Genomic DNA, 15,242 nt, shown 5'->3' with positions numbered 1-15,242 from the left:
AAGCGAAACTACGAAAGCATGGTGGCCTTAGCTTGTGGTTTTTTATGGCTGCCCATGTGAAACGTCAACAGGCCCTAACGTTTATCAGCTGCGTTTAGCCTGATGCTTTTCCCACCATTGGCCCAGCCGGATCCGGCGACGGGCAAAAAACCGGTAACCGGCGTTCATTAAGCCGCGCACGCCCGGCAAGCAAGATAGCCACATTAGCCGCCGGTAGCCCAATACAGCATAGAGGGCACGGCTGGCATCCATGCCGACATACCATTCCTGTTGACTATCGCGTAAGTGTAACTGGCCCATCATGGCAGCGAATTCCTGGCCGTACGCTTGGGCATCAAAATGTTCGTCTTGAATATCCACCAGCTGAATATGTTCACGGTGGCGATGCTTTTCTAGCCAAGCGACTTCTTGGCGGCAGAAAGGGCAGTGGCCGTCGTGAAATAGAATCACGGGTGGGGCAGCATGTAGCGGCGAAAAGCGGTTCATCTTGGCTCCTGTTGGTCGTAGCCAACGGTATGGCACGTTTGACCATAGCCGGGCGACGTTTCAAGTTGCGTTAAAAATTGTTCAGCTTGCTGGTGCATGGCCTCGCGTTTTTCAGCGGACATGCGGTTTAGCGAGCCATAAATTAGCTTCATGCGCGGGTTCTTACTCAGGTGCTCAGCGTTCGTTTCGAGAAAGTGCCAGTAAAGGCTATTGAACGGGCAGGCGTTGGCCCCGGTGACTTGTTTGGGCGAGTAACGACAGTGCTGGCAATGATCGGACATTTTGTCGATATACTTGCCTGAGGCGCAGTAGGGCTTAGAGCCCATTAGTCCGCCGTCTCCGTGCAGCACCATTCCCAGCGTGTTAGGCAATTCCACCCATTCGCTCGCATCGGCATAAACCGCTAAATACCAGTCGCATAGTGCTTCGGGTTTAACACCGCACAGCAAGGCAAAATTGCCAGTGACCATCAGGCGTTGAATATGGTGGGCATAGCTGTTGTCGATGGTCATTTGGATGGCGCGCTGAAGGCAGCGCATATCGGTATCCGCATTCCAATAAAACGCCGGTAAGTCGCGCTGAAAGCCCAGCCGGTTGTTACGCTTGTAGGCAGGCATTTGCGTCCAATAAAGCCCACGGACATACTCACGCCAGCCAAGAATCTGACGAATAAACCCTTCGACGGCGTTAATCGGCGCTTCGCCTGCGTAGTAACGCTGCTCGGCGGCTGCGCAGACTTCATGCGGCGACAGCAGGCCGATGTTCATCGCCGCTGAAAGCCGCGAGTGATACAAGTAGGGCGCCGAATCGCTGATCGCATCTTGGTAGCGGCCAAAATGGGGTAGGCTGTGACGCATAAAATGCTCAAGATCCACCAACGCCTGACGGCGGGTAACCGGCAGGTTGAAGTGTTCCAGGTTGCCCATGTGGTCGCTAAAGTGGCGCTTTGCATCGACCAGTGCGGCCTGGGTGATCGCATCGTGGCGATGCTTAGGTAGCTCAGGGAAATCGAGTGCCGCTTTGATAGGCTGGCGATTATCGTGATCGAAGTTCCACTGGCCGCCCGCGGGTTCATCACCCTCCATTAAGAGTCCGGTTCGCTTGCGCTGTTCGCGGTAAAAATATTCCAGGCGCAGCTGTTTGCGGCCTTCGGCCCATTGGGCAAAGTCATCAGGCGTGGTGAAAAAGCGGTCGTCCTCGAGCAGCCGCCAGGGAGGGTTAGCGTCGCTGCGCTGTTGCATTGCCTCCCAAAGGCGCCACTCTCCGGGTCGAGTAACGCGTATTTCATCGCAGCCATACTGTTGCGCGATTCGTTCGGCTTCGTCGATGAGGGAGTGGGTGTTATCGGCGTCGTCCAACGCGCTGTAATGTACTTGAAAGCCTTTCTCGCGCAGCGCCTGGGCAAAGTGACGCATGGCCGCTAAAAAGAGACCAATTTTGTGTATATGATGAGGCACATAGCGCGCTTCCTCCGCAACTTCGCACAGCACGATCACCGCATTGGCGGGCGCCTCTTGTAGCGTGGCTAGCGAAAATGATAGCTGATCGCCGAGCACCAAAAGCAGGGGCTTGGACATGATTTGGCCTATAGTTATACAAATGATATCAATAGTATAACTTTATGCCGCCCTTTGGCTAAAAAGTGGTAAGATTTATTTAGTTATTTATGTTTTGAGATGCTGAAGTCTGTGTGGCTGAGGTGCTGAGTGACTGGATTTCTGAGCAGCTTAAGTTTTTTTAGGAGCAAGGTTAATGACTGAGAATGTCGTCAAGGATCAGCCGGGCACAGGACGCTTGGCGCATGCCCCCAGCGATCATCCGCCGGTGCCGCGCGCTAAAGTAGGCGTTGTGCTAGCAAATTTAGGTACCCCGGATGCTACCGACTATTGGTCAATGCGGCGTTACTTAAGCGAATTTCTGTCTGATAAACGGGTAGTCGACTATGCCGGTTGGAAATGGCAACCGCTGCTACAGCTGATTATTTTGACCAAGCGGCCGTTCTCATCGGGCAAAGCGTACCGAAGCATCTGGAATAATGAGAAAAACGAAAGCCCGCTGTTGACGACGACGCGCGCCCAGACCGAGAAGATGACCGCGCGTTTAAAAGCACTTTACGGTGATGATGTCGAAGTCGACTTCTGTATGCGCTACGGCAATCCTTCGACTAAGAGTGTGTTGACGCGTTTGAAAGAGAAGGGCTGCGAGCGCATTGTGTTTTTTCCGCTCTACCCGCAATACGGCTCGCCGACCACGGCAACAGCGAACGACGAAGCCTTTCGCACCTTAATGAAAATGAAATGGCAGCCTTACATCCGTACGGTACCCGCTTATTTTGAACACCCTGCTTACATCCAGGCGCTGGCCAATTCGGTGCAAGAGGCTTACGACGGTTTCTCAACACGCCCCACCAAGTTGGTCGCTAGTTACCATGGCGTTCCTGAGCGCTATTTGCTGGAAGGCGACCCTTACCACTGCCAATGTCAGAAAACCACGCGATTACTGCGCGAGACATTAGGTTTTAGCAAAGAAGAAGTGGATACCGCGTTTCAATCGCAGTTCGGTCCTGAGAAGTGGGTAGGTCCGCAAACGGTAAAACACGTTGCTGAGTTGGCTGAGCAAGGTCACAAGCACATTGCGATTATGTCGCCCGCTTTCTCATCCGACTGCGTGGAAACTCTGGAAGAGGTCGAAGAGGAGATCCACGATAGCTTTATGGAAGCAGGGGGGGAAACGTTTAGCTACATCCCCTGCCTGAACGACCGTGACGACCACATTGAGGCATTGCTCGCTGTCATCAATAATGAATTAGCCGGGTGGCTAACAACGCCCTAATTTTCGGTGGCTTTTAATATCCATGGTTTTTAACCTCAGCCGCAACGCGATGTTAATCGCTTGCGGCTGTTTGCGTTTAAGCGTTTGACTGGTCAGACAAAATGGCTTGTTATAAGGTATGTATCAATAGAATCACTATTATTCAACGCTGACATGTCAGTGGCAAGGCACGATGCCAACGGCTCTCGCCTTTGATTTGAAGGCGCTGTCTTTAGTTTTTAGGAGATTTCGCTAGATGCAACTTGCCGTGTTAATGGGGTTTTTGCTGGCTGCGTCGTCGCCGTTGCTGCACTCTTGGTTTGGTCAGCGCACTAGCCTTGTTCTGGCGCTATTCCCAGCGGGGTTGGCGGCATGGCTGGTATTCCAAGCCCCTGACGTAATGGAAAACGGCAGCCTCCTTTTAGCGTGGCAGTGGGTCCCATCGCTGGGTATCAGTCTCACCTTCCTATTAGATGGTTTATCGCTCCTCTTCGGGCTGTTGATTACCGTCATTGGCGCCTGCGTGCTGGTTTATGCGGGTGGTTATCTGAAAGATCATCCCGATCTCGCTCGGTTTCATATCGCCTTAGTCGCTTTTATGGTCTCAATGCTGGGGCTGGTGTTGGCGGATGGGCTGTTTACCCTGTTTATTTTCTGGGAGCTCACCAGCTTTACCTCCTATTTGCTGATTGGCTTTAATCATAGCGATATTGAAGCGCGTAAATCCGCTCGGCAGGGCTTGTTTGTGACTGTCGGCGGTGGTTTAGCCTTAATGGCTGGACTGGTACTTTTGGGAATTGCTAGCGGCAGCTGGTCGCTGGCGGAGATGCTGAGCGACGACGCGGACCTACGCGAGCACGCGCTTTATACGCCAATGCTTATTTGTTTGCTATTGGCGGCCTTTACCAAATCGGCACAGTTTCCGTTTCATTTTTGGTTGCCCAACGCCATGGCGGCGCCTACGCCGGTCTCCGCTTATCTGCACTCTGCAACGATGGTGAAGGCAGGCATTTATCTACTTGCACGCCTGCACCCCGAACTTGGCGGCACGGCACTGTGGGTGGGTATTCTCTCCGTGGTCGGTGCGACCACGATGCTAGTGGGGGCTTTCTTAGCGATTCAGCACACCAATATCAAAAAGCTGCTTGCTTACTCGACCATTATGGCGCTGGGCACGCTGACGATGCTATTGGGCATCGGTGGCGAGTACGCGATGACCGCTTTTGTTACTTTTCTTTTGGCGCATTCGCTATATAAAGGGGCGCTGTTTATGGTGGCTGGGATACTGGATCACGAAACCGGTACCAAAGATGTCACCCAAATGGGCGGGCTAAGATCGGTAATGCCTATTACCGCGACAATCGCTTTGGTTGCCGCTCTCTCTTTTGCCGGGGTGCCGCCGCTACTCGGTTTTATCGGTAAAGAGTTGATGCTCGAATCGGTACTAGGCGCCGATCGCTTCCGAATGCTACTGGTGGTATTTGCCTTTATCGCCGCTGTATTGACCATTGCGGTCGCTTTTATTGTGGCGTTACGGCCCTTTTATGGTAAGCGACATCAAACCCCACTTGAGCCTCATGAAGCCCCGCTAAGCATGTTAGTGGGCCCGGCGCTGCTCGCCTTGGGCTCGCTCTTGCTAGGTCTAGCGCCTGCCTTGCTAGGTGCCGATGCGCTATTAACGTCGACCGCGACTTCCATTGCTGGCCAAACTACCGAGGTGGCGCTGTCGCTGTGGTACGGCGTCAATATTGCGCTGATCATGTCAATTGTGAGTCTAGGCATAGGTTTCTGGCTGTTTAAACGCTGGGATAGCGTCCGCGGCAGGCTGTCTATTTTAAGCCCGGTCATGCGCCATGGCCCCGAAGCGGGCTATGAAAGTATGATGAATGGCATTGTGTATTTATCCGAGTGGCAGACACGCTTATTGCAAAACGGCTACATGCGTAACTACATCCTAGTGATGTTAATCACACTGATCGCGCTAATTAGTAATTCAATTCTACTGCGCCACTCGCCGCAATTTGCCTTTGATCTGGATGTTCGCTTCCACGAGGCGGCCGTCGTCGGCTGCATGTCAATGGGGGCGCTGTTTGCAACCATCTCTCGCTCGCGACTCGGCGCCGTCGTGTCCGTCGGCGTCATGGGCTTTTCCATCGCGCTGATCTTTATTCTCTTTAGTGCGCCAGACCTTGCGATTACCCAACTGCTGGTAGAAACCCTGACGGTCATTTTGCTGGTGCTGGTATTGTTCCGCCTGCCGCGCTTTTCCAACCTCTCGACCAGTTTTGAGCGCATACGCGATGGCATCGTGGCCGCCACGATGGGGATTTTAATTTGTATGTTGATCATGACATCGTGGAGCATTCAGCAGTTTGAACCGATCTCGACCTACATGATTGAGAACAGTGTACCGTTGGCTCACGGTCTCAATATCGTTAACGTTATTTTGGTGGACTATCGTGCCCTGGATACGTTGGGCGAGATGTTCGTGCTGGCGCTTGCCGCGATCGGCGTTATCGCCATGCTAAAGCTACGTCATGGAGAAGGGCTCCATAACGAGAACGGCAATGGCAAAAATGGCGAGAAACGCAACGCTGCCATTACCAAGGAGCCTTACGATGGTTAAGTCAGGCACGATTATTCTCAATACCGCCGCGCGCTTACTCATGCCCCTGCAACTGCTGTTTTCAGTCTTTTTGTTGCTTAGAGGGCATGACGAGCCAGGCGGCGGTTTCATCGCTGGCCTTGTGGCGGCGGGGGCGTTTACGCTTTATCTGTTTGCCTTTGGGGTCAGTGCTACCAAAGAAGTGCTGCGTATGGTCGACCCTCGCGACCTGATCGGTATTGGTTTGCTGTTGGGAATGATTTCGGTGTTGCCAGCATGGTTTATGGGTCAACCATTTTTGACCGCCCAGTGGTGGACAATTCCAATTATCGACTTTAAAGCCTCAACACCGCTGATTTTTGATATTGGGGTTTATTTTGCGGTGCTGGGTTCCGTCACTGGTATGGTGATGTCGTTAATGGAGGTCGACAAGGATGAACCTTGAGTTAATAGGAGGCCCCACATGGAACCGTTAATGGCGCTAGCGATCGGCCTGCTTTACGCGACGGCTATTTTTATGATGCTGCGTCGCTCTATCGTCAAGCTTGTGATTGGTTTGATGCTGTTGTCTAACGCCGCCAATTTGCTAATTTTTACCACCGCCGGTATGACGCGCGGAGCGCCGCCGTTGATCCCGGAGGGTATGACGCAGCCCCTAGGCGAGGTCGCAGACCCTTTGCCGCAAGCGGTGGTGCTAACGGCTATCGTGATTGCCTTTGGGGTACTGGCATTCGCGGTGGTGTTGATACGGCGTGCCTATGAAGTCGTCAAGGCTGATGATCTCGACAAGATGAAGGATACCGATACGTGAGGCCCGAAGTTGCTCTTCCCGTCCTCTTGCCGTTGCTAACAGGGGCTATCTCGTTGCTGTTCTGGCGCTCGCGCGCCATGCAGCGTTTTTTAGTCGTGGCCGGTACTGTCGCGCTGTTCATTGTCAGCCTTTGGCTGTTTATATCGACGTTGTCGGAAGGCTACGTCACCATGCAAATGGGCAGCTGGCCAGCGCCCTTCGGGATTACCTTAATTGCCGACTTGCTAAGTGCCGTGATGGTACTGATGACCGCCATTATCGGTCTAGCCATGGGCATTTACTCGCTGGCGACAACGGGCCGTGGTCATGAAAAGTTTGGCTATTATCCATTGATGCACCTGCTGCTTGCCGGGGTAATGGGGGCATTTTTAACCGGCGATATCTTCAACCTTTATGTATGGTTTGAGGTGATGCTGGTAGCCTCTTTCGCGCTGCTGATTCTGGGGGGTGAGCGCGCCCAGATGGAAGGGGCGATCAAATACGTTACCTTGAACCTGCTGGCATCGGTTATTTTTCTGACGGCGGTGGGGCTGCTTTACGGTATGGTGGGCACGCTCAACATGGCCGATATCGCACTACGGATGGAAGCGGCGGAGCACACCGGCATGGTCGAAGTGCTGGCAATCATGTTTATGGTCGCGTTTGGTATCAAGGCAGCGGCCTTTCCGCTGTTCTTTTGGCTACCGGCCTCCTACCACACACCGCCGGTGGCGGTTTCGGCGCTGTTTGCAGGGCTGCTGACCAAGGTGGGCGTTTATGCGCTGTTTCGAGTCTTTACGTTAATGTTTGATCAGACCATGGGCTATCTGCAGGATATTATGCTCTGGGGCGCTGCTCTTACCATGGTCACAGGGGTGCTTGGCGCTGCCGCTCAATATGAGTTCAGGCGTATCTTGTCATTCCACATCGTCAGCCAAATTGGCTATATGATACTAGGCTTAGCACTGTATACCCCCTTGGCGATTGCTGGCGGTGTGTTTGCCATTGTGCATAACATGGTGGTGAAGACCAACCTGTTCTTAATTAGTGGTATTACCCACCGTTTACAGGGCACCTACCAGCTTAAAAAAATGGGCGGGCTATACCGCGAGCGCCCCTGGTTGGCGGTTGGCTTCTTTTTCTCGGCCTTCTCTTTGGCGGGTATTCCGCCGCTTTCCGGCTTTTTTGCCAAGTTGGTCATTGTGCGCGCGGGCCTTGAAGCCGAAGCCTATGTCGTTACCGGGATAGCCTTAGCGGTGGGGTTCATGACCCTCTACTCCATGGTGAAAATTTGGAATGAGGTGTTTTGGAAGTCGCTACCCGAAGATAACCACGTGCCTGAAACCGCCACACCGACTGGCGACGATGAGCGCCTGATAAGGCCAAGCCTGTGGATGATGTATTTGCCAGTCATGTTGCTGGCCATGGCATCACTGCTGATTGGGATCTTTGCAGAACCCATGATGTGGGTAATGACGACTATTAGTGACCAGCTCCTTTCGCCATCGGGCTACATCGAAGCGGTACTGGGGGCATCAGCCAGTATTGAAGGCGCATTGCTTGAACCCTTATCAGCAGAGGCTGAAGAAGCCGTTAGGGAGAAGACACCATGACGGGAGCCATTTGGAACCTGCTGTTAGGGTTGGCGTGGGTATTGTTAAGCGGTGACTTCAGCGGCCTAAACCTTCTGGTCGGGATGGTATTTGGCTACATAACGCTGATATTGATCGAACCCCAGCTCGACGCCTTAAAAGGCTACCCCGCTCGCGTGCCGCGTTTTGTAGGTTTTATCGCCTTTTTTCTTAAAGAGTTGATTCAAGCTAATTTGCGCGTTGCTTTCGACATTATCACGCCGCCTTGGCATATGAAGCCAGGGGTGATTGCGATGCCGCTGTCGGCACGCACGGAAATGGAAATCACCATGGTGGCCAATATGATTTCATTGACCCCCGGCACGCTTAGCCTGGATGTATCTGACGATCGTAAGGTGCTGTATATACACGCGATGTTTTTAGACAACGAAGAAGAACTACGGCGCAATTTAAAAGAGATGGAGCACCGGGCATTGGAGCTGTTTCGCTAATGGATACCGTTATACTGATTGGCCAAGTGATTATGAGTGTGGCGCTGATACTCGCTTTTGTGCGTGTCGTACGCGGCCCTAGCTTGCCTGATCGCGTGGTGGCGTTAGAGCTTTTTTCTACCACCGTGGTTGGGTTGGTAGGTGTATATGCGATTAAAACAGGCGTTGCCAGCTTTTTAGATGCCGCTATCGTTATTGCATTAATGGGCTTTTTGGCAGCCATTGGCTTTGCCCGCTTTTTGGAACGAGGAGGCCCGCGGGATGATTGACTTTATAAAGGGCACGTTAATTATCAGCGGCGCGCTGTTTATGCTCCTCGCATCGGTAGGCTTGCTGCGTTTACCCGATCTGCTAACCCGTATGCACGCCACCACCAAGGCCGCGACCCTGGGGGTTATTTTAGTGATGCTGGCGGCGGCCATGCATTTTGCTGAAGTAGGCATAGTGGCTCGTTCATTTGCCATCATTGTGTTTATTCTGATGACCGCCCCCGTGGCGGCTCACGTGATGGGAAGAGCAGGCTACTTTGTCGGCTCTAAGCTATGGAGTGGTACTGTCAAAGATGAGTTACGCCCTAATTACGACCCCTTGACCCATGAACTGAAAAGCGGCTTGGAAACCCAGCAAAATGCCAAGCGGCAGCCCCGCGAGACCGACCCCGATTAAACGGAGCCGCGCGATTTAATGATTACAAACCTAGCCAGCAGTATCGCCTGACTGTCAAAAAAACACTTAATTGACCAGCGGATAACCGCTATTGAGCCACCTCCGGGTGGCTTTTTTGCGTCTGTTGATAGGCAGTCGGTAGACGAGGGCGTTTATTTCAATGCAAACAATCTTCGTACAATAAAATTATGTACAATAATTGTACTGTATAAGATAATGCGTCCACGTTTTATTATCTCCTGCATACACACGTGACCATGCAAAGAAAACAAAACCTGCCGCAAAAGATATGTGTTCAATGCCAGCGCCCATTTACTTGGCGGAAAAAGTGGGCGCGCTGCTGGGATGAGGTGCGCTACTGCAGCGAGCGCTGCCGACGTAATGCCAAGTAGCTGAGTCGCTTGGCATCAAATTCTGGGCATTAAAGCACCCTAGGAGGCACGAGCATGAACAGCACTGTTGATATTGTCTGGCTGCAAGATGACCTACGTATAGCTGATAACCCCTTACTACACTTTAGTTCTACCCCCAGTTATATGCTCTGCCTTTACGTGTTGGATACGCAATGGTTTGCACCGTTAATAGAGGGTGAAACAGCGCCGCGTATTGGCCCTGCGCGGTTACGCTTTTTGTGGCAAAGCCTGATGGAATTGCGCGGCGAACTGCTAAAGCGCGGCAGTGACTTGCTGGTGCGCATTGGTAACCCCAGCGATGTGGTGATTGAACTGGCGACATCGCTGAAGGCCCGCCAAGTGCGCGTTGCCGAACACGCAGGAGTTGAGGAAGCAGGGCATATTCAAGCGGTGGCAGAAGGGCTACCTAGCCACACAAAGCTTCATTGCCTAGAGAGTGGACGTTTATTTGACCGCCAAGCGCTGCCTTTTGAGTCCGAGGCGCTACCAGAGAGTTTTTCGGCATTTAGACGTTGTGTAGAGAAACAGTGCACTATCCCACCTAGCCGACCTGCGCCAGTGACGCTGCCGCCTTGGCCTGACGCGCCACGCGGATTTCCACCGCTCAAATCTGTATGTGAACATAGCGCGGCGTGGCAGCCCGATACTCGGCAAGGTTATGCCTATATGGGTGGCGAGTCAGCGGCGCACGCACGTTTGCACGATTATCTGTGGCAGCAAAATGGCGCTGAAACCTACAAGAAAACTCGTAACGGCTTGCTGGGGGCTAACTTCTCAACACGAGTTTCACCCTGGCTTGCGCGTGGTTGCCTGTCCGCCTGCCAAGTTAATGACGCCGTCAAGGCATGGGAGGCAGAGCATGGGAGCAATGAGTCCAGTTATTGGATAACCTTTGAGCTACTTTGGCGAGAATACTTTATACATGCCGCTCAGTTAGAAGGCGCGAACATGTTTGGCGCTCGCCAGGTTCCCAGGCCAAACGCCGCCTTTAACGCATGGCGCAACGCCGAAACTGGCTTGCCGTTTGTGGATGCGGCTATGCTGGAACTAAGCCAAACTGGCTGGATCTCCAATAGAGCCCGGCAGAATGTGGCAAGCTTTTTAGTGAAAGACTTACAGGTAGATTGGCGCCTTGGCGCTTTATGGTTTGAGCATTGTTTAATTGATTATGATGTTGCCAGTAACTGGGGCAACTGGCGCTACATTGCAGGGGTTGGGCGAGACCCGCGCCAAGACCGCTATTTTAACGTGCTGAAGCAGGCGGGCCACTATGATCCTAAAGGACTCTATGTCGCTCACTGGTTGCCACCGCTTGAGCAACTTCCCTATGGTTTGGAGCGTCACCAGCCGTGGCGTGCCGCTCCCACCGTCTTTACGACGCCTTACGTCGAGCCCGAGCAGTGGCAGCGATGGTTGATCGCTAGTACCGAGTTTCGGGCGATCAACGAATAGCCCTTTATTTTTGCAGGAGGAACAGTGCGTGAACTCGTTTTAAGGAAGGTGGCGTTATGACGCTGTTAAGCAGTGATCGCCGGGTTGCCTGGCTGCTTGGGGTTGCTGGCCTACTCCCTTTTATAGGCGGGAGTGTGTTGGCATGGTGGGCGCCTGCTGTCTGGCAGGTAACGGCAATTTACGGGTTCACTTATTACAGTGCGGTTATCTTGTCATTCTTGGGTGGGGTGCACTGGGGTAGCGCCCTTCAAGTGCCCCGGCCTGGCAATACGCGGCGCTTGTTGATAGCCATGGTGCCGAGTTTAATTGCCTGGCCTGCTCTGCTTTTTGACGTTGTAACAGGGCTATGTGTGCTATTGGCAGGGTTTATAGTTATCGGAGGTTACGACCTTAGCCGCGAAGGCCGAGAGGGTTTTCCGAGCTGGTATTTCAAATTAAGGGGGTTACTGAGCGCGGTAGTGGTGCTGTTGCACTTAGTCGTTTTACTTCGCTTAAGCGGGTAAGTCTGGTATCTGTCGCTTTTCTGAGCCATCATCGGCTTCATGCTAAGGATCGCTGAGAGATTGATACTATGTCATTGAAAGTTAATGGGTCATTGAAAGCTAATGGGTCCTTGAAGGTTAATGAGGCTTTGGGAATTAATCGGCTGGTAACTGGCCGTCCGGTTCTGTCGCTAATGGTTTTAGTGGCAGCGGGGGCGTTGGCGCTGAGCACTGAAAGAGTACAAGCAAGTCAGCAACTGATGTCAGAAGTGGATGCCCAGGCTGCCACAGAGGTTAGCTACGCAAATTTTCAGCAATGGCTGCGAGATTTTCGCCAGTATGCCGCCGGTCAAGGGATTAGCGAAGCAACCCTAAGTGAAGCCTTTGACGGCCTACGCTACCGTGAGCGCGTGATTGAACTCGACGGTTACCAGCCAGAGTTTGTCCGGCCTATTTGGGAGTACCTGGATACCGCCGTTTCATCCACGCGTATCAACAATGGCCGGGAAAAGTTAGCTGAGCATCGTGATACAGCGTTGAAAATGGAACAGCGCTTTGGCGTGCCTGCCGAAATTATTGTCGCCATCTGGGGGATCGAGAGCAACTACGGCAGTAATTTTGGTGATTTTTCGACCTTGGAGTCCCTAGCTACGCTGGCTTACGATGGTCGTCGTCGCGATTTCGCCCGTGGTGAACTACTTGCAGCGCTGCGTATTATTGATGAAGGCGATATTGCCGCCGAGCAAATGAAAGGCTCCTGGGCAGGCGCGATGGGGCATACCCAATTTATCCCTAGCAGCTTTGAAGCCTACGCGGTGGACGGCGATGGCGATGGTCGGCGAGATATTTGGGGGAGTATCCCCGATGTGATGGCATCGACGGCCAACTATCTTGACCAAGCCGGTTGGCAAACGGGGCAGCCCTGGGGCACAGAGGTGCGCCTGCCCGAAGGCTTTGATTACGCCCAGACCGAGCAGCGCAGCAGTGCTGAGTGGCGCCGCCAGGGCGTTCAAGCGCTAGGTGGCGAGCTACCTGACTTTGCCAGTGCGGCGCTGATTATCCCGGCGGGTGCTGACGGCCCTGCTTTTCTGGTAGGGGCCAATTTTCGTGCCATTTTACGTTATAACAACGCCACCAGCTATGCGCTGGCAGTGGCAACGCTTAGCGATGCGATTGCCGGGCGCGAAGGTATCCAGCGTGGTTGGCCCCGGGAACAAGCCCCACTAACCCGCGATGATGTCCAGGAACTCCAGCGTGGACTAAATCGTGCCGGTTACGCTGTGGGTGGTGCAGATGGCGTGATGGGTCCCAACACGCGTCAAGGTGTGCGGGACTTTCAGCGCGATTTAGGCTTGGTGCCAGATGGGTTTGCGACCCAGGCACTACTGGAGCAGTTGCGTCAACGTTTCGACTAAGCAGCGTCTAATACCTGTTTTGAATTTCCAAGGATGATGTTATGCGATTGATGGGAAAACTATTTTTTAACGCGCTGGCGTTAGGTGCCCTACTGTCTGCTTCCACGGTGATGGCAGATGATAAGCAGGTATTCGGATGGGTTGAAAAAGCCACTTTGCAACCCTGGGGTATCGAGGTGAAAGCCAAGCTCGATAGCGGTGCTTTAACGTCTTCGCTGGATGCCCGAGATATTGAAATGTTCGAGAAAGATGATGAAGAATGGGTTCGTTTTCGTTTAAAGCTTGAAGACCAGATCAGTGGCGAGGTCTTCAGCGACAAAATTGAGCGTCCTCTGTATCGCGAGCTGGCCGTGCGCGGCGCAGGCGGCCGTGACGAGCGTCCCGTGGTGCTGCTGGAAGTCTGCATGGGGAACACTGTCTACGAAGAGCAGTTCAGCCTGCGCGATCGCGAAGAGATGAATTATCCGCTGTTGCTGGGCCGCCGTACCATTAGCCATCTTGGCTTGCTGGATGTGCGTGAAACCTTCTTGCAAAACCCCGACTGTGGAGACGATGCGGAACTAGTCCCCCATGACTCGGAAGATGAGCAGTCTTGATTTACACAAAACCAGCTCATTGATACTGAGGCATGGCTACTTAAAACAGCCGTGACAGCAGAGCGGTTACGGCTGTTTCGACACGCAAAATGCGCGCACCAAGATGCATTCCCTCGCAGCCTGCGGCCAACAGTTGCTCTACTTCCCAGTCAATAAACCCACCTTCAGGGCCTACCAAAAGTAAGGTGGGCATTTTGATATCCCTTGGGCAGGCATTGGGCATGCCGGGGTGGGCCACTAGTCCGCGGCGTTCGTTCAGTAAATGCGGTAGTTGCTGCTCCAAAAAGGGGCGAAAGCCTTTACTCAGGGTGACGCTAGGCAGGTGGGTGTCGCGGGCTTGTTCTAATCCCAACACTAAGTGCTGGTGAATCTTATCGGCACGCAATTCTGGCGATTGCCAGTAGCTCTTCTCAACCCGTTTAGTGTGTAACAGCGTTATATCCTTTACCCCCAGGGCGGTGACATGCTCTAGAGTGCGGGCCAACATTCGCGGGCGGGGCAGCGCCAATACCAGATGCACGGGGAGTGGCGGTGGGGCAGGCTGGTCAAGGGTTTCCAGCTTGAAAATAGCGCGCTCAGCAGAGAGTTCGGTTAATTGTGCTTTCCCCATCGCGCCCCCTTGAATGCCTACCGTTAGTAAGTCCCCAGGGGCAGCGCGGTGAACCTCGCGAAGGTGTGTCAAGCGACGCGGGTCGGTGACACAGACGTGACCGCTGCCGGTGAGATCTTGGGGGCTGAGCAGAATCAAGTTCATAATGAGAGTCTATTGGTTACAAAATAAAAGCGCTGCGGCTAGCTAATATACGCAGGTAGCTTGCATGGGCGCGTGGTGCAGGCACAATATCAGTATCGGGAGCAAAAGCCCCTATCGCGTTTAAGGAGATACGCTGTGCGCGTGATTCGTAAATATGCTAACCGCAGGCTGTATGACACACAGCAAAGCCGTTATGTAACGTTGGAAGACCTGCGTTGCCTGATTATTGCAGAAGAGCCGTTTCGAGTTGAAGATGCCAAAAGTGGCGAAGACTTGACGCGGACTATTTTGCTTTCGATCATCATCGAGCAGGAGCAGGCCGACAGCGAAGCCGAAGTATTCTCTAACGACCTGCTGGCGCAGTTGATTCGCGTCTATGACATGACCTCGCCGTTGCCGCTGTCGCGCTATCTTGAGCAGGGTACTAAGCTAATGCTGGAACAGCAAAAACGCCTGCAAAGCCAGTGGAAACAAGCGATGCGTAACACGCCGCTGGAGTTTATGCGCGAGCTGACCGAAGAAAACATGCGCTTTTGGCAAAACACGCTGAATCAGCCCGCGCAAAGCGATGAAACGAGCGATGATGATCAGCAAGACGTCGATAACCGTCACGCTGATGATAAAAGCGCTGACGAAGCCACTGGTAAACATAATAAACAGGACAAAACCTCCTAACGCCACTAGGTGCC

17 protein-coding genes are annotated in these 15,242 nt (G+C 53.1%); 14 read left to right on the top strand and 3 right to left on the bottom strand.

Annotation, left to right across the window (positions count from 1 at the left end):
• Positions 1-84: 84 nt before the first annotated feature.
• Positions 85-486, bottom strand: a complete 402-nt coding sequence (locus RZA33_RS18625) for a DUF393 domain-containing protein (protein WP_317509215.1) — start codon at positions 484-486, stop codon at positions 85-87.
• Positions 483-2,063 carry a cryptochrome/photolyase family protein gene (locus RZA33_RS18620; protein WP_317509214.1) on the bottom strand — a complete coding sequence of 527 codons (1,581 nt, stop codon included), beginning with the start codon at positions 2,061-2,063 and terminating at the stop codon, positions 483-485. The genes RZA33_RS18625 and RZA33_RS18620 overlap by 4 nt, the downstream gene beginning before the upstream one ends.
• A gap of 175 nt (positions 2,064-2,238) precedes the next feature.
• On the opposite strand from RZA33_RS18620, the gene hemH reads away from it, so the two are divergent.
• From hemH to RZA33_RS18555, 13 genes are all read left to right on the top strand, one after another.
• Positions 2,239-3,318 (top strand): ferrochelatase, encoded by a 1,080-nt coding sequence (hemH, locus tag RZA33_RS18615; RefSeq protein WP_317509213.1) that lies wholly within the window; start codon positions 2,239-2,241, stop codon positions 3,316-3,318.
• A 235-nt stretch (positions 3,319-3,553) separates the two neighbouring features.
• Positions 3,554-5,923, top strand: a complete 2,370-nt coding sequence (locus RZA33_RS18610) for a putative monovalent cation/H+ antiporter subunit A (protein WP_317509212.1) — start codon at positions 3,554-3,556, stop codon at positions 5,921-5,923.
• Entirely contained in the window at positions 5,916-6,347 is a 432-nt protein-coding gene (locus tag RZA33_RS18605; protein ID WP_317509211.1) for a Na+/H+ antiporter subunit B, read from the top strand. The genes RZA33_RS18610 and RZA33_RS18605 overlap by 8 nt, the downstream gene beginning before the upstream one ends.
• An 18-nt stretch (positions 6,348-6,365) precedes the next feature.
• Positions 6,366-6,713 (top strand): Na+/H+ antiporter subunit C, encoded by a 348-nt coding sequence (locus RZA33_RS18600; RefSeq protein WP_146876405.1) that lies wholly within the window; start codon positions 6,366-6,368, stop codon positions 6,711-6,713.
• Entirely contained in the window at positions 6,710-8,305 is a 1,596-nt protein-coding gene (locus RZA33_RS18595; protein ID WP_317509210.1) for a Na+/H+ antiporter subunit D, read from the top strand. Before RZA33_RS18600 ends, RZA33_RS18595 begins: the two co-directional genes overlap by 4 nt.
• A complete protein-coding gene (locus RZA33_RS18590; protein WP_317509209.1) occupies positions 8,302-8,775 on the top strand; it encodes a Na+/H+ antiporter subunit E in 474 nt (157 codons plus the stop codon). Before RZA33_RS18595 ends, RZA33_RS18590 begins: the two co-directional genes overlap by 4 nt.
• The gene (locus tag RZA33_RS18585; protein WP_146876408.1) at positions 8,775-9,044 is read left to right on the top strand and encodes a monovalent cation/H+ antiporter complex subunit F; all 270 of its coding nucleotides are present in this window, start codon (positions 8,775-8,777) and stop codon (positions 9,042-9,044) included. The genes RZA33_RS18590 and RZA33_RS18585 overlap by 1 nt, the downstream gene beginning before the upstream one ends.
• Positions 9,037-9,441, top strand: coding sequence for a monovalent cation/H(+) antiporter subunit G (gene mnhG, locus RZA33_RS18580; protein ID WP_146876409.1), 405 nt, complete (start codon positions 9,037-9,039; stop codon positions 9,439-9,441). Before RZA33_RS18585 ends, mnhG begins: the two co-directional genes overlap by 8 nt.
• Before the next feature lie 257 nt (positions 9,442-9,698).
• Positions 9,699-9,833: a DUF2256 domain-containing protein gene (locus RZA33_RS18575; RefSeq protein WP_317509208.1), complete on the top strand. Its 135-nt coding sequence runs from the start codon at positions 9,699-9,701 to the stop codon at positions 9,831-9,833.
• Between the two features lie 54 nt (positions 9,834-9,887).
• On the top strand, positions 9,888-11,306 hold the full coding sequence (locus tag RZA33_RS18570) for a DASH family cryptochrome (RefSeq protein WP_317509207.1): 1,419 nt from the start codon (positions 9,888-9,890) through the stop codon (positions 11,304-11,306).
• A gap of 56 nt (positions 11,307-11,362) precedes the next feature.
• Positions 11,363-11,809 (top strand): DUF3429 domain-containing protein, encoded by a 447-nt coding sequence (locus tag RZA33_RS18565; RefSeq protein WP_317509206.1) that lies wholly within the window; start codon positions 11,363-11,365, stop codon positions 11,807-11,809.
• Positions 11,810-11,982: 173 nt separating this feature from the next.
• Positions 11,983-13,203, top strand: a complete 1,221-nt coding sequence (locus RZA33_RS18560; RefSeq protein WP_317509205.1) for a lytic murein transglycosylase — start codon at positions 11,983-11,985, stop codon at positions 13,201-13,203.
• 41 nt (positions 13,204-13,244) lie between these two features.
• The gene (locus RZA33_RS18555) at positions 13,245-13,799 is read left to right on the top strand and encodes an ATP-dependent zinc protease (protein ID WP_317509204.1); all 555 of its coding nucleotides are present in this window, start codon (positions 13,245-13,247) and stop codon (positions 13,797-13,799) included.
• A 40-nt stretch (positions 13,800-13,839) separates the two neighbouring features.
• On the opposite strand, the gene RZA33_RS18550 is transcribed toward RZA33_RS18555, so the two are convergent.
• Positions 13,840-14,553 (bottom strand): 16S rRNA (uracil(1498)-N(3))-methyltransferase, encoded by a 714-nt coding sequence (locus tag RZA33_RS18550; RefSeq protein WP_317509203.1) that lies wholly within the window; start codon positions 14,551-14,553, stop codon positions 13,840-13,842.
• Positions 14,554-14,688: 135 nt separating this feature from the next.
• Between RZA33_RS18550 and phaR the strand changes: the two genes are divergently transcribed.
• Positions 14,689-15,228, top strand: coding sequence for a polyhydroxyalkanoate synthesis repressor PhaR (phaR, locus tag RZA33_RS18545; RefSeq protein WP_317509202.1), 540 nt, complete (start codon positions 14,689-14,691; stop codon positions 15,226-15,228).
• Positions 15,229-15,242 lie beyond the last annotated feature (14 nt).

This window comes from Halovibrio sp. HP20-59 (assembly GCF_033052795.2).
Classification (GTDB): domain Bacteria; phylum Pseudomonadota; class Gammaproteobacteria; order Pseudomonadales; family Halomonadaceae; genus Vreelandella.
Note: the sequence above shows the minus strand (reverse complement) of the source record. Positions and strands in the feature narration are given on the sequence as shown.